The organism is Kribbella sp. NPDC104218, assembly GCF_055584105.1.
This window is the reverse complement of record NZ_JBVJMQ010000001.1, coordinates 781,967-797,308: the sequence shown is the minus strand read 5'-3', so window position 1 is coordinate 797,308 and position 15,342 is coordinate 781,967. Positions and strand designations below refer to the sequence as shown.

The following is a 15,342-nucleotide window of genomic DNA, read 5'->3' as shown; positions in this document are numbered from 1 at the left end:
AACAGACGAAGGATCTTTTCGCATGCCCCCCTTCCGAACTGCCCGGCGCCGACTCGTCGTCCCGGCGGTCTTCCTTGCACTCGGCGGCCTGGTGGCCGTGCCGATCGTCGTTCAGGCGGCCAAGGAGAACCCCGTCGCGGCGTCCACCACCGGTACCGCGGTCAGCACGGTCACCGATCTCCCGAGTGCCGGGCGCGTCGAGAGCTGTGTGCTCGACGCGAGCTCCGGCTGCACGGTCCTGCACGGCTTCGGCAAGAAGCCGGTCGCGATCACCGCGATCGCGTCCGGACCGGCCCAGCTGTCGATCGACCCGGCCCGAACCACCGACAAGAGCTACCGCCTGCGCGCGCTGCGCCGCGACGGCCAGAGTTACCGGAGCGGCACCAAGCTGCGCTACACCGCGCACTACGACTTCGTCGCCGTGCCCGCGCAGCCGACCACTCCGACTCCCACCGCGACGGCGTCCCCGAAGCCGACGCCGAAACCCACGCCGAAGCCGACTCCGACCCGGACGACGCCGACACCGACCAAACCGCCGACAGTGACGCCCACGAGCACGCCGCCGACCAGCAACCCCGGCCAGACGTGCACCAAGCCGACCTGGACGACCACTGCGACCGGTAACGCGGGCGAGGGCCGGACGTACGGCCAGTACTACGTGCACAACAACATGTGGAACAACCACAACGGCACGTACACGATGGCCGTCTGCAACTACAACAGCTGGTACGAGGACGTCACCCAGTCCAAGCCCGGTGACAACGGCGTCCAGGCGTATCCCAACGTGCACAAGGACTACGACGACTTCCCGCTGGCGAAGATCCAGTCGGCCAAGTTCGCGGGCAGCGGGCCGAGCTGCTCCGGCTGTATCTACAACATCGCGTTCGACGTCTGGATCAACAACGGCTTCGAGAACGAGCTGATGATCTGGACGCAGAACCACGGCCAGACCCCGGCCGGCTCCAAGGTCGGGACGACGACGATCGGCGGTCAGCAGTACGAGGTGTGGAAGACCGGCGGCGTGAACTCGCAGGGCGGCATCTTCACCTACAAGTCCGTGAACACGCAGGCCTCCGGCACGATGCCGCTGCAGGCGTTCTTCAAGGACCTCGAGGCCCGCAAGTGGATCCCGGCGAACTCCACGACCTGGCAGGTCGACTTCGGTGTCGAGGTCGTGTCGACCAACAACACCAAGCAGCGGTTCTACTTCAACGATTTCTCGATCCAGGAGAGCTGAGCACGGGAGACATCAGGCCGGTTGCGTAGGGTCTCCTGCGTGACCGGTCTGGTGATCTTCGACAACGACGGCGTACTGGTGGACTCCGAGCGGCTGGCCAACACGATCCTGGCCGAGCTGCTCACCGAGGCCGGTCTGCCGTACACGTTCGACGAGGCAGTCCGCGATTTCATGGGCGGCAGCATGAAATCGATGCGCGAGAACGCCGAAGCGCAACTCGGCCGCCCGCTGCCCGCCGATCTCGAGGACCGGTACCACCAGCGGCTCTTCGACGGGTTCGCGCACCTGCGGGCGATCGAGGGCGTCGAGGACGTCCTCGACCAGCTCGACGCCACCGGGACGCCGTACTGTCTCGCCTCCTCCGGCACGCATCAGCGGATCCGGACGGCGCTCACCGCGGTCGGTTTCCTGGACCGGTTCGCGGGCCGGATCTTCAGCGCCGAGGACGTCGCGCACGGTAAACCCGCGCCCGATCTGTTCCTGCACGCGGCCGCCGCCCAGGGCGTGGTTCCGGCGGATTGCGTCGTCGTCGAGGACAGCCCGCTCGGCGTCGCGGCGGCCAACGCGGCCGGGATGACGGTCTTCGGCTACGCCGGGATGACGGACCCGGCCAAGCTCACCGCCGCGCGTGAAGTTTTCCACAAGATGTCATCCCTCCCGGGATTGCTCTTCGCGGCCTGAGACACTGGTAGGGCTATGGCTACTCTCCGGTCACCAGACGGCAGGTCGCCTCGCGAGCGTCCGACGCGCGCCGAGGCGATCGTCGACCTGGCTGCGATCCGGCACAACGTGGCCACGCTGCGTGGTCATGCCGAGGGTGCGCAGCTGATGACCGTGGTCAAGGCCGACGGGTACGGGCACGGCATCGTCCCGGTCGCCCAGGCCGCCCGCGCCGCCGGCGCCGACTGGATCGGCGCCGCCGTCCTCGAAGAAGCGCTGGATCTGCGGGACGCCGGTGACACCGGCCCGATCTTCTGCTGGCTGACCACACCCGGTGAGCCGCTGGCCGAGGCGATCGCCGAGGGGATCGACCTGTCCGCGGGCGCGCCGTGGGAGATCGACGAGCTGGCCGCCGGGGTGGTCGACCGGCCGGCCCGGGTGCACCTCAAGATCGACACCGGGATGAGCCGCGGCGGCGCCGTCCCGGAGGAGTGGCCGGCGCTGATCCGGGCCGCGCTGCGCGAGCAGGCGGCCGGACGGATCGAGATCAAGGGCATCTGGTCGCATCTCGCGAATTCGGACGAGCCGAAGAGTGAGGTCAACGAGTCGCAGCTGGCGACGTTCGTGCAGGCGATCGACGTGGCCGAGTCGTTCGGCGTCGAGGCCGAGTTCAAGCACCTGGCCAACTCGGGCGCGACGCTCGCGCTGCCGGAGACGCATTTCAACCTGGTCCGGCCCGGGGTCGCGACGTACGGGTTGTCGCCGTTCGGGCATGCGAAACCGGCGTCCGAGCTGGGGCTGCGGCCCGCGATGACGCTGAAGGCGCGGCTCGCGATGGTGAAGCGGGTGCCGGCCGGCGTCGGCGTCTCCTACGGCCTGACCTGGACGGCGCCGCGCCCGTCGAACCTCGGCCTGATCCCGCTCGGGTACGGCGACGGCCTGCCGCGGCACGCGTCGAACGGCGCGCCCGTGCAGTTCCACGACGCGCGGCGCAGCATCGTCGGTCGCATCTGTATGGACCAGTGCGTCGTCAACCTCGAGGACGACGACGTCGCCCCGGGGGACGAGGTCGTCCTGTTCGGCCCCGGCGCGGCCGGTGAGCCGAGCGTCGACGACTGGGCGGACGCCGCCCGCACGATCAACTACGAGATCGTCACGCGGCTCGGGCCGCGCATCCCCCGGCGCTACGTCGACACCGCCCCGATGACCGGCCCTGGCGAGAGGTAGACGATGTCCAAGGCAGGGCGGACCGCAGGCCTGATCGGCGCCGCGGTCGGAGTGCTGGCGGCCGGTGCGGCGGCCGGGGTGGCCGTCGAGCGGACGGTGATCGGCCGGCGGTCGGGGCAGCGCGCGCAGCTGGAGGCCGAGCCGTTCGGTTCCCTGCGCGGGACGCCGCATGTCTTCACCGCGGACGACGGCGTCGAGCTGTACGTCGAGGTCGACGAGCTGAAGCGGTCCCGTCGTCCGGCGCCGCCGAAGAAACGCTTCGCGCGCAAGTTGCCGTTGCCGCCGGAGGATCTGACGGTGATCTTCGCGCACGGCTACGGGCTGAACATGGACGCCTGGCACTTCGAGCGCCGCGACCTGGCCGGGATCGGGACGATGGTCTTCTACGACCAGCGCTCGCACGGCCGGTCCGGGCGGTCGCCGAAGGAGAACATCAGCATCGACCAGCTCGGTCGCGACCTCGGCGGCATCCTCGAGCGGTTCGCGCCGACCGGCCCGGTGATCCTGATCGGGCACTCGATGGGCGGTATGTCGATCATGGCGCTGGCCGATCAGCATCCGGAGATCTTCGGCGACCGGGTGATCGGCGTCGGGCTGTGCTCGACGAGCGCCGGCCGGCTGGACGAGGTGCCGATCATCCTGCCCGGGCTGCCGGGCCGGTGGCTGCGGCAGCTCGCGACGCCGACGGTCTCGGCGCTGGCGCGCGTCCCGGACGTCGTCGAGCGCAGCCGGAAGGCCGGCACCGACATCAGCTACCTGCTGACCCGGAAGTACTCGTTCGGCTCCGAGGTGCCGCCGGCGTTCACCGAGTTCGTCAACGAGATGATCGCGGCGACGCCGATCTCGGTGATCGCGGATTTCTACCCGATCTTCGCGCTGCACGACAAGTACGAGTCGCTGGAGCCGTTGCAGAAGGTCGAGTGCGTCGTTGTCGGTGGTGACAAGGACGCGCTGACGCCGTTCGCGCACGCGGAGGAGATCGTCCGCCGGGTGCCCGGGGCCGAGCTCGTCGAGGTGCGCAACTGCGGCCATCTGGGCCTGATCGAGCACCACCGTGAGTTCACCGCGGCGCTCCTTGGCATGATCGAGCGAGCAGAAGTCTCATTGCTGGGAAACTCTTGAGGGTGGAATGACCGATTTGCACGTCGTCGACGCGACGTCCGAGCACGTGGACGACATCGTCGCGGTGATCCATCATGCGTTTGCCGCCCGCCGGGTGCTGGACCCGCCGTCGACGGCCCTGTCCGAGAACGCGGCCACCGTCGGCGCGGCGCTCGAGAAGCACGGCGGGCTGCTGGTGCTGATCGACGGCGTCCCGGCCGGCGCCGTCCTGTTCGAGGTCGAGGGTGAGGTGCTGAACCTGCGCCGCGTCTCGGTCGACCCCCGGCACCAGGCCCGCGGGGTCGCGTCCGCGATGGTCGGCTGCGCCGAGGAGGTCGCCGTCCGGCGCGGGCTGGCGCGGGTCCGGCTGGTGGCGCGGGTCGAGCTGCCCGACACGGTCGAGTTCTGGCGGCGGCGCGGGTACTCCGTCGTCGAGCAGCAGGACCACAACCTGATCTACGCCAAGGCGATGCCGATCGAGCGGACGGTTCCGACAGCCGAGGAGATGCGGGCAATCGCGGAGGAGCTCGCCGGGCAGCTGCGGGCGGGCGACGTCTTGGTGTTGTCGGGTGATCTCGGCGCCGGGAAGACGACATTCACGCAGGGGCTGGGCGCCGGGCTGAAGGTGCGCGGCGACATCACCTCGCCGACGTTCGTGATCTCCCGGGTGCACCCGTCACTGGTCGGCGGGCCCGCGCTGGTCCACGTGGACGCCTACCGGCTCGGCGGGTTCGCCGAGCTGGACGACCTCGATCTGGACGCGAGCCTGGACGACGCGGTCACCGTGGTCGAATGGGGTCACGGCCTGGCCGAGGCACTCGCGCCGGACCGGCTCGACGTCGTGGTGACCCGGGGTGCCGACGACACCGATGAGACCCGGCAGCTGCGGATCACCCCGGTGGGTCCGCGCTGGGCGGCGTCCGGCGTTCGCGTGTCCGTACTGGAGAAGAACTGACATGTTGCTTGCTTTCGACACGTCGAGCGCCGCCGTGACCGTCGCGGTCGCCGACCCGGTCAGCGGCGCGATCGCCGCCTCCTCGACCACGGTCGACGCGCTGCGGCACGGCGAGCTGCTCGCGCCCGCGATCGCCGCCGCCCTCGAGACCGCGGGCTGCACAGCCCGCGACCTGACCCGGATCGCCGTCGGCGTCGGCCCCGGCCCGTTCACCGGCCTCCGCGTCGGCCTGGTCACCGCGCGCACGATGGCCGACGTCCTCGGGATCGAGGTCGCCGGCGTCTGCAGCCTCGACATTCTCGCCCGCCAGTCCGCGTTGGCGCTGCCGGTCGCCGTCGCGACGGACGCGCGGCGCAAGGAGGTCTACTGGGCCCTGTACGACGGCCCGGCCCCAGACGGCAGCCGCCGTCGGCTGGAGGGTCCCGCCGTCGACAAGCCGGCCGACGTCGCGCATGTGCTGTCCGGGTTGCCGGTGATCGGGCGGGGCGCGGTGCTGTACGGCGAGACGCTCGGCGTACCGGCCGAAGGCGTGGTCGAGTACCCGTCGGCCGAAGTGCTGGCGTTTGGGGTTGCGACCGGCACGCTCGAGGTCGTGCCGCCGACCCCGCTGTACCTGCGGCGTCCGGACGTCACCATGTCGGCCGGGCCCAAGAGCGTGCTGTGAGGCCTGCGATCCGGCCTGCGGTCGCCGCGGACCTCGACGCGGTGAGCGAGCTCGATGAGGTGTGCTTCGGGCCGGAGGCCTGGAGTACCGTCAGCTGGTCGTCGGAGTTCGCGCGGGCGGACCGGGTGATCCTCGTGGCGGACGAAGGTGACGTCGTCGGGTATGTGGTGCTGCTGGTGCCGCCGGTCGAGGTCGACGTGGTCGAGTTGCTGCGGATCGCGGTCCGCCCGGCGGACCGGCGGACCGGGATCGGGCGGCAGTTGATGACGGCAGCGCTGGAGCGGTGCGCCGGGCGGACGGTCCTGCTGGAGGTTGCCGCGGGCAACGAGTCGGCGATCGCGCTGTACGGCGGGTACGGATTCGGACAGATCAGCCGGCGGCGTGGGTACTACGCCGGCGGCGAAGATGCGGTGATCATGCGGTGGCGGGAGACAGCGTGAGCAAGGAAGAGCCTCTGATCCTCGGGATCGAGACGTCGTGTGACGAGACCGGGGTCGGCATCGTGCGCGGGCAGACGCTGCTCGCCGACGCGATCGCGTCCAGTGTCGAGGAGCATGCGCGGTTCGGCGGCGTCGTCCCGGAGGTGGCCAGCCGGGCGCATCTCGAGGCGATGGTGCCGACCATCCGGCGCGCCTGCGAGACGGCCGGGATCAAGCCGACCGACGTGGACGCCGTCGCGGTCACCAGCGGGCCCGGTCTGGCCGGTGCGCTGCTGGTCGGCGTCGCCGCGGCGAAGGGCCTGGCGCTGTCGCTCGACAAGCCGCTGTACGGCGTGAACCACCTGGCCGCGCATGTCGCGGTCGACACCCTGGAGCACGGCGACCTGCCGAAGGGTTGCGTCGCGATGCTCGTCTCCGGTGGGCACTCGTCGCTGCTCGCGGTCGAGGACATCACCGAGGGCGTCACGCCGATGGGCAGCACGATCGACGACGCGGCGGGGGAGGCGTTCGACAAGGTCGCGCGCGTGCTCGGGCTGCCGTTCCCCGGCGGTCCGTACGTCGACAAGGCCGCGCGGGACGGCGGCGACCGGGCGTACGTGCGGTTCCCGCGCGGGCTGACCTCGCAGCGCGATCTCGAGCGGCACCGGTTCGACTTCTCCTTCTCCGGGTTGAAGACGGCGGTCGCGCGCTGGGTCGAGGCGAAGCGGCGGGACGGCGAGGACGTGCCGATCAACCATGTCGCCGCGGCCTTCCAGGAGGCGGTCTGCGATGTGCTGACCCGGAAGGCGATCGACGCCTGCAAGGACCGCGGGTTCGAGCATCTGCTGATCGGCGGCGGCGTCGCGGCGAACTCGCGGCTGCGGCAGATGGCCGAGGAGCGCTGCACCGCGGCCGGGATCGCGGTTCGGGTGCCGCGGCCGGGGTTGTGTACCGACAACGGCGCGATGGTCGCGGCGCTGGGCTCCGAGCTGGTTCGCGCCGGGAAGGCGCCGTCCCCGCTCGGTCTGCCGGCCGACTCCTCGATGCCGATCACGGAGGTGCTGAACAAGTGAAGTGGGCGCACCCGGGCGGTTTCGAGGCGGACGACGACCTCGCGCGGATCGACGTCGACGTCGTCCACGACTTCCTGAGTACGTCGTACTGGGCGACCGGCATCCCGCGGGAGCTGGTCGCGCAGGCATTGGCGGGCTCGCTGAACGTCGGCGTCTACGCCGCGGACGGCGCCCTGGTCGCCTTCGCCCGCGCCGTCACCGACCGGACGACGTTCGCCTGGATCGCCGACGTCTTCGTCCTCCCGTCGCACCAGGGTCACGGCCTCGGCAAGTTCGTCGTCGCGTCACTCCTGGAGCACCCCGAGCTGCAGGGGCTGCGCGCCATGATGCTGGCCACCAACGACGCCCACGAGCTCTACCGCCGCCACGGCTTCACCGAGGTCGACCCCGGCAACGTCATGGCCCTGCGCCACAAACCCACCGACCTCTACCGGTGAGCCGCCCCGGCGTGGACCTCCTCCACAACCCGCCCGGCGCCACCGACCTCATCCTGCTGGCGCACGGCGGCTACGAACACTCCACCAAAACCCCCGGCCGCTGGCGCCCGCCCATCCTCCGCACGTGGCCCTTCGCTGCCGCCCTCAAATCCACCACCCCCACCGCCGCCATCGGCCTGCTCCGCTACCGCCACCGCGGCTGGAACGAAGCCGGGGACGCCGCGGTGGACCTTCGCGCGGTGCTGGCGGCGTTGCCGGCGCGGTACGAGCGGGTGCTGCTGGTGGGGCATTCGATGGGTGGGCGCGCGGTGGTTGCGGCGGGCGAGCATCCGCGGGTGGTCGGGGTGCTGGGGCTGGCGCCGTGGTTACCGGTCGACGAGCCGCTGAGCGCGCTGCGGCCGCCGGTGACGTTTGCTCATGGCAACGATGATCGGGTGACCTCGCCGAAGGGGACGGTCGCGTACGCGAACCGGTTGCGGGCGGCGGGGACGCCGGTCACCGTGCACCTGCTGGACGGCGAGACCCACGCGATGCTCCAGCGCGCCGACGACTGGAACGCCATCGTCACCACCTTCGCCCAGGAAGCACTCACCGGAGCGGTCGGCGAAGAGAAGGATCGGGTCTGGCCGGTGCGGGCGCCGGCTGGGCACCTGCTGGGTGCGGTGGCGCAGATTGCTTGGGCGCGGTTGCGGATGCCGGTACGGGGGCGGATTCGGGGGTGAAGAGACCTGGGGCGAGTTGGCCGCTGGTGCCCCAGGTAAACGGTCAGCGGCGGACCGGTTCTGGGATCAGCGTGGCCGAGTGAGGTGAACGGCTCGTGTTGTGGAACGAAAGGTTAGTGGCGGGCCTCCGGGGGAGGGCATCAGCTGGACGCAGCACCTCGCCCGCCGGCCAGTCTCCCGGAGACCCGCTCGCAGATCGATCATATGTTCGAATACAGTTCGAACGCAAGTCCTAAATTCGCCGGCAGGAGTACGCGACCGCGTCCCGGCCGATCCGGGTGATCAGCAGCGTGGCGGTAGCGGTCCCCTTCGGCGCGAGCTTCTTGCGCAGGACGGCGGGGTCGAGGTCGACGCCGCGCTTCTTGATCTCCAGCGTCCCGATCCCGTTCGTCCGGACCCAGGCCCGCAGCGACTTCTCCTTGTACGGCAGCTCCTCGACCACCTCGTACGCCGAGGCGAGCGCAGTTGGCTCAAGAGCATCAGAAGTGACGTACGCGATCCGCGGATCCAGCAGCCGCCCGTCGACCGCAGCGGCCACTGCCGTCACCAGACCGGCCCGAATGACCGCGCCGTCCGGTTCGTAGAGGTATTTGCCCACCGGGCCGACCACAGCCTCCGGTGCGGTCGTCACAGTCGCGCCGCCAGGTAGCAGGGTCGCCCGACGCGCGACACCGGCGTACAAGGCGCCAGACCAGAGCGCTGCCTCCTTGACCTCTCCGGCGTCGCTGATCCACTCGGCCTCGACGTCCTCGGGCACTGCGTCGTGCGGAATGCCCGGTGCGACCTTCACGCACGCAGTGCGCTCCAGAAGCGCGGTCACGAAGCTCCACGGCGGTGAGTAGGCGTTGTGGTCGAATACGCGCCGTCCGTCCGCCCGCCGCGCCGGGTCCGCGAACACCACGTCGTACGTCGTCAGCTCGGTCGACTCAGCGTCGCCGACGATCACCTCACCGGGCAGCCCCAACGCGGCCAGGTTGGCGCGAGCCGCGGCTGCGGTTTCGGCGTCCCGCTCGATGCCGGTGACGCGCAGCCCGGCGCGGGCGGCGCTGATCAGGTCGCCACCGATTCCACATCCCAGGTCGACCACGCTGGCCCCTGGGAGGGCCGCAGCGATCCGAGCGGCCCGGTGGACGCCGACCGTCGTCCGAGTCGCCTGCTCGTAGCCGTCCGGCGTGAAGAACATCCGCTCCGCGTCCGCACCGAACTTGGCCACCGCCCTGACGCGCAGAGCCGCCTGCGTCACCGCAGCACTCACCAGAGCGCCGTCGTACCGCTTCCGCAGCTTCTCGACGACCTGCAGCTCCCGACCCACGGCGTACTCAGCACAGGCCGCCGCCAGCACCTCGGCACCGACATCGTCCAGAAGCGCCGCAACAGTCACCCGCACACTTTAGAGCGGGCTGGAACAGGTCTTGCTCCACGTGCGGGTGGACGACGAGTAGAGGCGCCAGTTGATCGCGGAGCGGGTCTTGGGTCCGTAGATGCCGTCGGCGATGATCTTGTGCTTGCGCTGGACCATCTTGACCACCGCGCGGGTGTTCTTGCCGTAGATGCCGTCGACGGTGAGTCTGCTGCCGTAGCAGGAGTTCAGGTTGCGCTGCAGGACCTGGATGGCGGTGTCCGGTTTGCCGGAGCGGTCCGAGCCGCGGTGCGGGTTGTCGCCGTACTTGAGGTTGCAGTTGGTGCTCGTGCTACCCAGAACGGACGGCAACGGGATGCCCCAGGTCTTGTTGACCGGGACGAGCCGGGCGTCGCGGCACTGCCCCAGTTTGGCCTCAGCGGCTGCAGCGGCCTCGGCAGAGGTGGTCAGCGGGTCAGCGACCGGCGGAGCCGCCTCGCCGCCGCTGGCGGGCTTCTGGGGTGCCGCTTCGTCCTTGGTGGCGCCGGCTGCGACCGCACCGACCGTCAGAGCGCCGGCTGCGGCCAGAACCGCGATCGTGCGGCCGGAGAACTTCGGCAGCTTCGGCAGGCTGAAAGCCATGGGCACTCCTCGGACGGACGAACCGGTCGAACAAAACGGTCCCACGCCGGCCTGCAATAGGCCAGCGCGGGACCACGATCCGTACTCGGGTGCTTACAGCTCAGAGCTTGTCGTAGCAAGCCTGGCTCCATGTCTTCGTGGTCGGGTTGTACATCCGCCACTTCATCGTCGATCGGGTCGACGGGCCGTAGATGCCGTCCGCGGTCAGCTTGAGCTTCTTCTGGGCCGCCTTGACGGCGTCCTGCGTCTGCGCGCCGTAGCGGCCGTCCTTGGCCAGCTTCGCGCCGTAGCAGTAGTTCAGGTTGCTCTGCAGCGCCTGGATCGCCCGGGTCGGGTCGCCGAACGGCGTGTTCGGGTCGCGGTGCGGCAGATCGCCGTACTTGAGGTTGCAGGTCGTGCTGGTGGACTCCCAGACGCTCGGGACGAACACCTCCCAGCCGCCGCCGACGTTCTTGAACGTCGCGGCGTCGCACTGGCTGAGCGGCGCGGCGGACGCCGAGGAGGCGGCGACGAGCGGGGTGGCGACAAGGGCGACCGCGGCGAGCGCGACGGCCGGCAGACGACGGATCATGCTGTTCTCCCCAGAGTGGACGGGATCCGTTCGATCGGATCCTGTGTGCGGTTGGACACCCACGGCCCGGGATTGGTTGGGGATTTGGCACTCGAGTTGACCGAGTGCTAATCGCGGCCTAGATTCGGTGTTGGCACTCTCGCCTCGAGTGTGCCAAACGGTCCGGCCTCCTGACCCCCGCGACGGCAGGGGAGCGCGACCACCTTGAACAGACAAGCGAATCGACCGTGGAGGTCAGCAAGTGTCGGTCACGATCAAGCCGCTCGAGGACCGCGTCCTCGTCGCGCCGCTCGAAGCCGAGCAGACCACGAAGTCCGGCCTGGTGATCCCGGACACCGCCAAGGAGAAGCCGCAGGAGGGCGAGATCCTCGCCGTCGGCCCCGGCCGGATCGACGACAACGGCAACCGCGTCCCGCTGGACGTCGCCGTCGGCGACAAGGTCATCTACTCCAAGTACGGCGGCACCGAGGTCAAGTACGACGGCCAGGACTACCTGATCCTGGGCGCCCGCGACATCCTCGCAGTCGTCAGCAAGTGACGACCGCCCGCTGTTCCTGACTGACACCGCCCCGGCTGCCTGATGGCACCGGGGCGGAGTGGGTCAGGACAGCGGGACCCGCCGTACCCCGGATATTCAGAAAAGGACTGGTTTTCTTCATGCCGAAGATCCTCGAGTTCGACGAGAACGCGCGGCGCGCGCTGGAGCGCGGCGTCGACAAGCTCGCGAACACGGTGAAGGTGACGCTGGGGCCGAAGGGCCGCTACGTCGTCCTGGACAAGAAGTGGGGCGCCCCGACCATCACCAACGACGGTGTCACCGTCGCGCGTGAGGTCGAGCTGGACGACCCGTTCGAGAACCTTGGCGCGCAGCTCGCCAAGGAGGTCGCCACCAAGACCAACGACATCGCCGGTGACGGCACCACCACCGCGACGGTGCTGGCGCAGGCGCTGGTGCACGAGGGCCTGCGGGCCGTCGCCGCCGGGGTCAACCCGATGGGCCTCAAGCGCGGGATCGAGGCGGCTGTCGAGGCCGTCTCCGCGCGGCTCGTCGAGACCGCCCGGCCGGTGGACGACAAGGGCGACATGGCCCACGTCGCCACCATCTCCGCCCGGGACGCCGAGATCGGCGCCCTGATCGCGGACGCGTTCGACAAGGTCGGCAAGGACGGTGTGATCACCGTCGAGGAGTCGAACACCTTCGGGACCGAGCTCGAGTTCACCGAGGGCATGCAGTTCGACAAGGGCTACATCTCGCCGTACTTCATCACCGACGCCGAGGCCGGCGAAGCGGTGCTGGAGGACCCGTACATCCTCATCCACCAGGGCAAGATCTCCGCGATCGCGGACCTGCTGCCGCTGCTGGAGAAGGTCGTGCAGTCCGGCAAGACGCTGCTGATCATCGCCGAGGACGTCGAGGCCGAGGCGCTGTCCACCCTCGTGGTGAACAAGATCCGCGGCAACTTCACCTCCGTCGCCGTCAAGGCGCCGGGCTTCGGTGACCGCCGCAAGGCCATGCTCGAGGACCTCGCCGCCCTGACCGGCGCCCAGGTCATCGCGCCGGAGGTCGGGCTGAAGCTCGACCAGGTCGGCCTCGAGGTGCTCGGTACGTCGCGCCGGATCGTCGTCACCAAGGACAACACCACCGTTGTCGAGGGCGCCGGCAAGGCCGACGACATCGAGGGCCGGGTCAACCAGATCAAGGCCGAGATCGAGCGCACCGACTCCGACTGGGACCGCGAGAAGCTGCAGGAGCGGCTGGCGAAACTCGCCGGCGGCGTCTGCGTGATCAAGGTCGGCGCGGCCACCGAGGTCGAGCTCAAGGAGAAGAAGCACCGGATCGAGGACGCCGTCTCCGCGACGCGTGCCGCGATCGAAGAGGGCATCGTCGCCGGCGGCGGTTCCGCCCTGGTGCACGCCGCCACGGTGCTGGACAACGGTCTCGACCTCACCGGTGACGAGCTCGCCGGCGTCCGGATCGTCCGCAAGTCCGTCGTCGAGCCGCTGCGCTGGATCGCCGAGAACGGCGGCTACGAGGGCTACGTCGTCACCTCCAAGGTCGCGGAGCTCGAGGTCGGCAGCGGCTTCAACGCCGCCACCGGCGAGTACGGCGACCTGCTCGGCCAGGGCGTCCTGGACCCGGTCAAGGTGACGCGTTCCGCGCTCGCCAACGCCGGCTCCATCGCCGCCCTGCTGCTGACGACCGAGACCCTGGTCGTCGACAAGCCCGAGGACGAGGAGCCCGCCGCGGCCGGTCACGGTCACGGCCACGGTCACTGACCTCAGGTCGTAAGCAGTTCGCACCGCCCCGGCACCTCGTGTGCCGGGGCGGTTGTGCTTTGGTAGCGCTCGTGGAGATTCGGGAGCGGTCCGACGCGGACCTGGACGTCTGTGTGCCGTTGCTGCGCGAGGTTCACGACGTCGCCGCTTACCCGGTGAACTGGCCGGCGGATCCGCGCGCCTGGCTGACACCGGCGGATCGGCTCGGCGCCTGGGTGGCCGATCTCGACGGCCGAGTTGTGGGCCACGTCGTCCTGACGGCCGATGGCTCGGCGGGCGCTTCGGTCGAGCGCCTGTTCGTGGACCCGAAGGCTACCCGGGCGGGTGTTGGGCGGGCGCTGCTCGAGCACTGTGTGACGACGGCCGCCGCGCTGGGGCGAAAGCTCGTGCTGGAAGTAGTGGACAAGCCGGGCTCGGCGGCGGTCGCGCTCTATCGCCGCGCCGGCTGGCAGGAAGCGGGCCGGACGCCGATCGACTGGGGTGGCGCCGAGGCCAGTCACCTACTTCACTTCACGCCGCCGCCGCTGGACTGAGACGGCGATCGCGACGATGAGGCCGGCTGCGACCAGGCTGTAGGTCAGCAGCGGGCTCATGAACTTGGTCAGGCTGGGCGCGTCGCTCGGCCCGAGCTGCCAGACGGCGACCGGGACGGCGTACGCGGTCGTCAGCAGCGCGGCCCACAGCCGGACCGCGCGCTGCCGGATCGCCTTGATCAGCACGATCAGGACCGGGATGCCGCCGAGGAACGCCCAGCCGGTGGCGACCATCACCGGGAAGATCCAGGCGGCGATCACGATGCCGCGGGACGGGCCGCGAACGGGCGTCGGGACGGCGCTGACGGGGGTGCTGAGGGTGCTGGTCATCTGAACTCTCCTAAGAAGCTGTTGTGTTAGTTAGAAGCTATAACTCAGCCAGGTTGAGAGTCAATAGGAAACGTGAGAGGTTCTAACTATGGGTCCGAGGGAGCGGTATCGGGAGCAGGTCCGGGACGAGGTCAAGCAGCACGCCTGGGAACAGATCGGCGCGGCCGGAGTCGCTGCGCTGTCGCTGAACGCGATCGCCAAGCAGATGGGCATGAGCGGCCCGGCCCTGTACCGCTACTTCGCCAATCGGGACGAGCTGATCACCGCCCTGATCCGGGACGCCTACCGGTCACTGGCCGACACCGTGCGCGCGGCGTCCGACGCCGGCGCGGACCTGCTCGCTCTGGCAACCGTCATTCGCGAGTGGGCGCATGCCGACCCGCAGCGCTACTTCCTGATCTACGGAACGCCGGTGCCCGGCTACCACGCCCCAGCCGACACAACCGCGATCTCAGCCGAGGTAATGGCCGTCCTGATCAAGGCCGCGACGCCGACCGAACGCCCAGCGACCCCCTTCGACGTCCACCTGGAGACGCACCGCGCCTGGGCCGGCGCAGACGCCGCACCGGCCCAGCTCCTACACCAGGCCCTGTCCTTCTGGACCCGCCTGCACGGAGTCCTCTCACTGGAACTAGCGGGCCATTTCGCCGGCATGAAGTTCGATCCCGCCCTCCTGATCACCGAAGAACTGAGCTAGGCAGGCTGGGCGACCGCCCGCTGGATCCGCTGGCCGAGAAGGTCGGACAGCCAACCGAGGCAGGCGCCGGCGACCAGTGCGATCAGCGTTCCCCAGAGGTCGAACGACGTCCCGAAGAAGACGGCTGTCCCGGCGAACGCACCGGGGATGAAGCCGAGGACGCCGAGCGCCGCTTGGACGCAGAGGATGAAGGCGACCACGGTGACGGCGATCGCGACGGCGCCGGTGAAGGTTGCGTGGTTGAGGAACAGGCTGGCGAGCCAGCCCCAGAGTGCGCCGGAGAGGTTGGCGGCGAGGCCGCGGGTGAAGCCGGTGCGTCCGCCGCCGGCGGCGAAGTAGCAGGCCCAGGCGACGAAGGCGGCCCAGGTGACGAGGGACAGCTCGATGCTGACCTGCGTCCAGATCCCGGCCAGCAGGCCGACCGAGATGCCGACGCCGAGGAAGTTCTTCATGGCAGC

Annotated in this window: 19 protein-coding genes; 14 read left to right on the top strand and 5 right to left on the bottom strand. The window is 69.9% G+C overall.

Annotated features, from left to right (window positions below):
• The first annotated feature begins 22 nt into the window (after positions 1-22).
• Genes ACZ6ZD_RS03700 through ACZ6ZD_RS03655 form a run of 10 tightly spaced genes read left to right on the top strand, consistent with a single transcriptional unit; the run spans position 23 to position 8,495 of the window.
• On the top strand, positions 23-1,237 hold the full coding sequence (locus tag ACZ6ZD_RS03700; RefSeq protein WP_465668030.1) for a GH12 family glycosyl hydrolase domain-containing protein: 1,215 nt from the start codon (positions 23-25) through the stop codon (positions 1,235-1,237).
• 39 nt (positions 1,238-1,276) lie between these two features.
• Positions 1,277-1,918, top strand: coding sequence for an HAD family hydrolase (locus ACZ6ZD_RS03695; protein WP_465668028.1), 642 nt, complete (start codon positions 1,277-1,279; stop codon positions 1,916-1,918).
• Positions 1,919-1,933: 15 nt separating this feature from the next.
• Positions 1,934-3,124 (top strand): alanine racemase, encoded by a 1,191-nt coding sequence (alr, locus tag ACZ6ZD_RS03690; protein WP_465668026.1) that lies wholly within the window; start codon positions 1,934-1,936, stop codon positions 3,122-3,124.
• Positions 3,125-3,127: 3 nt separating this feature from the next.
• Positions 3,128-4,246, top strand: a complete 1,119-nt coding sequence (locus ACZ6ZD_RS03685) for an alpha/beta fold hydrolase (protein ID WP_465668024.1) — start codon at positions 3,128-3,130, stop codon at positions 4,244-4,246.
• 7 nt (positions 4,247-4,253) lie between these two features.
• The gene (tsaE, locus tag ACZ6ZD_RS03680) at positions 4,254-5,180 is read left to right on the top strand and encodes a tRNA (adenosine(37)-N6)-threonylcarbamoyltransferase complex ATPase subunit type 1 TsaE (protein ID WP_465668022.1); all 927 of its coding nucleotides are present in this window, start codon (positions 4,254-4,256) and stop codon (positions 5,178-5,180) included.
• A 1-nt stretch (position 5,181) separates the two neighbouring features.
• A complete protein-coding gene (gene tsaB / locus ACZ6ZD_RS03675) occupies positions 5,182-5,844 on the top strand; it encodes a tRNA (adenosine(37)-N6)-threonylcarbamoyltransferase complex dimerization subunit type 1 TsaB (RefSeq protein WP_465668020.1) in 663 nt (220 codons plus the stop codon).
• A complete protein-coding gene (locus ACZ6ZD_RS03670) occupies positions 5,841-6,284 on the top strand; it encodes a GNAT family N-acetyltransferase (protein ID WP_465668018.1) in 444 nt (147 codons plus the stop codon). The genes tsaB and ACZ6ZD_RS03670 overlap by 4 nt, the downstream gene beginning before the upstream one ends.
• Positions 6,281-7,336 carry a tRNA (adenosine(37)-N6)-threonylcarbamoyltransferase complex transferase subunit TsaD gene (gene tsaD / locus ACZ6ZD_RS03665; RefSeq protein ID WP_465668016.1) on the top strand — a complete coding sequence of 352 codons (1,056 nt, stop codon included), beginning with the start codon at positions 6,281-6,283 and terminating at the stop codon, positions 7,334-7,336. The genes ACZ6ZD_RS03670 and tsaD overlap by 4 nt, the downstream gene beginning before the upstream one ends.
• Positions 7,333-7,773 carry a GNAT family N-acetyltransferase gene (locus ACZ6ZD_RS03660; protein WP_465668014.1) on the top strand — a complete coding sequence of 147 codons (441 nt, stop codon included), beginning with the start codon at positions 7,333-7,335 and terminating at the stop codon, positions 7,771-7,773. The genes tsaD and ACZ6ZD_RS03660 overlap by 4 nt, the downstream gene beginning before the upstream one ends.
• A gap of 11 nt (positions 7,774-7,784) precedes the next feature.
• Complete coding sequence (locus ACZ6ZD_RS03655) at positions 7,785-8,495, top strand: alpha/beta hydrolase (RefSeq protein ID WP_465668012.1); 711 nt, start codon at positions 7,785-7,787, stop codon at positions 8,493-8,495.
• Positions 8,496-8,727: 232 nt separating this feature from the next.
• Here ACZ6ZD_RS03655 and ACZ6ZD_RS03650 read toward each other — a convergent pair whose 3' ends face one another.
• The 3 genes from ACZ6ZD_RS03650 to ACZ6ZD_RS03640 form a co-directional block, all read right to left on the bottom strand.
• Positions 8,728-9,876 (bottom strand): class I SAM-dependent methyltransferase, encoded by a 1,149-nt coding sequence (locus ACZ6ZD_RS03650; RefSeq protein ID WP_465668010.1) that lies wholly within the window; start codon positions 9,874-9,876, stop codon positions 8,728-8,730.
• A 9-nt stretch (positions 9,877-9,885) separates the two neighbouring features.
• Positions 9,886-10,476 (bottom strand): peptidoglycan-binding domain-containing protein, encoded by a 591-nt coding sequence (locus ACZ6ZD_RS03645; protein WP_465668008.1) that lies wholly within the window; start codon positions 10,474-10,476, stop codon positions 9,886-9,888.
• A gap of 100 nt (positions 10,477-10,576) precedes the next feature.
• Complete coding sequence (locus ACZ6ZD_RS03640) at positions 10,577-11,047, bottom strand: peptidoglycan-binding domain-containing protein (RefSeq protein WP_465668006.1); 471 nt, start codon at positions 11,045-11,047, stop codon at positions 10,577-10,579.
• Positions 11,048-11,288: 241 nt separating this feature from the next.
• Here ACZ6ZD_RS03640 and groES point away from each other — a divergent pair, with 241 nt between their 5' ends.
• The 3 genes from groES (at position 11,289) to ACZ6ZD_RS03625 (ending at position 13,857) form a co-directional block, all read left to right on the top strand.
• Entirely contained in the window at positions 11,289-11,585 is a 297-nt protein-coding gene (gene groES, locus ACZ6ZD_RS03635) for a co-chaperone GroES (protein WP_130384566.1), read from the top strand.
• A gap of 119 nt (positions 11,586-11,704) precedes the next feature.
• Positions 11,705-13,324, top strand: a complete 1,620-nt coding sequence (gene groL, locus ACZ6ZD_RS03630; RefSeq protein ID WP_465668003.1) for a chaperonin GroEL — start codon at positions 11,705-11,707, stop codon at positions 13,322-13,324.
• Between the two features lie 71 nt (positions 13,325-13,395).
• Positions 13,396-13,857: a GNAT family N-acetyltransferase gene (locus tag ACZ6ZD_RS03625; protein ID WP_465668001.1), complete on the top strand. Its 462-nt coding sequence runs from the start codon at positions 13,396-13,398 to the stop codon at positions 13,855-13,857.
• On the opposite strand, the gene ACZ6ZD_RS03620 is transcribed toward ACZ6ZD_RS03625, so the two are convergent.
• On the bottom strand, positions 13,825-14,187 hold the full coding sequence (locus tag ACZ6ZD_RS03620; protein WP_465667999.1) for a hypothetical protein: 363 nt from the start codon (positions 14,185-14,187) through the stop codon (positions 13,825-13,827). The two genes, ACZ6ZD_RS03625 and ACZ6ZD_RS03620, sit on opposite strands and share 33 nt — an antisense overlap.
• Positions 14,188-14,275: 88 nt before the next feature.
• Between ACZ6ZD_RS03620 and ACZ6ZD_RS03615 the strand changes: the two genes are divergently transcribed.
• Positions 14,276-14,884, top strand: a complete 609-nt coding sequence (locus ACZ6ZD_RS03615; protein WP_465667997.1) for a TetR/AcrR family transcriptional regulator — start codon at positions 14,276-14,278, stop codon at positions 14,882-14,884.
• Here the strand turns inward: ACZ6ZD_RS03615 and ACZ6ZD_RS03610 are convergent.
• A complete protein-coding gene (locus tag ACZ6ZD_RS03610) occupies positions 14,881-15,336 on the bottom strand; it encodes a DUF1097 domain-containing protein (RefSeq protein WP_465667995.1) in 456 nt (151 codons plus the stop codon). The two genes, ACZ6ZD_RS03615 and ACZ6ZD_RS03610, sit on opposite strands and share 4 nt — an antisense overlap.
• Positions 15,337-15,342: the final 6 nt, after the last annotated feature.

Bases quoted from the DNA above. Each gene is read 5' to 3' on its own strand.
- ACZ6ZD_RS03700 (WP_465668030.1), top strand. From the start codon at position 23: ATGCCCCCCTTCCGAACTGCCCGGCGCCGACTCGTCGTCCCGGCGGTC.
- alr (WP_465668026.1), top strand. From the start codon at position 1,934: ATGGCTACTCTCCGGTCACCAGACGGCAGGTCGCCTCGCGAGCGTCCG.
- ACZ6ZD_RS03685 (WP_465668024.1), top strand. From the start codon at position 3,128: ATGTCCAAGGCAGGGCGGACCGCAGGCCTGATCGGCGCCGCGGTCGGA.
- tsaE (WP_465668022.1), top strand. From the start codon at position 4,254: ATGACCGATTTGCACGTCGTCGACGCGACGTCCGAGCACGTGGACGAC.
- tsaB (WP_465668020.1), top strand. From the start codon at position 5,182: ATGTTGCTTGCTTTCGACACGTCGAGCGCCGCCGTGACCGTCGCGGTC.
- ACZ6ZD_RS03645 (WP_465668008.1), bottom strand. From the start codon at position 10,476: ATGGCTTTCAGCCTGCCGAAGCTGCCGAAGTTCTCCGGCCGCACGATC.
- ACZ6ZD_RS03640 (WP_465668006.1), bottom strand. From the start codon at position 11,047: ATGATCCGTCGTCTGCCGGCCGTCGCGCTCGCCGCGGTCGCCCTTGTC.
- groL (WP_465668003.1), top strand. From the start codon at position 11,705: ATGCCGAAGATCCTCGAGTTCGACGAGAACGCGCGGCGCGCGCTGGAG.
- ACZ6ZD_RS03620 (WP_465667999.1), bottom strand. From the start codon at position 14,187: ATGACCAGCACCCTCAGCACCCCCGTCAGCGCCGTCCCGACGCCCGTT.
- ACZ6ZD_RS03615 (WP_465667997.1), top strand. From the start codon at position 14,276: ATGGGTCCGAGGGAGCGGTATCGGGAGCAGGTCCGGGACGAGGTCAAG.
- ACZ6ZD_RS03610 (WP_465667995.1), bottom strand. From the start codon at position 15,336: ATGAAGAACTTCCTCGGCGTCGGCATCTCGGTCGGCCTGCTGGCCGGG.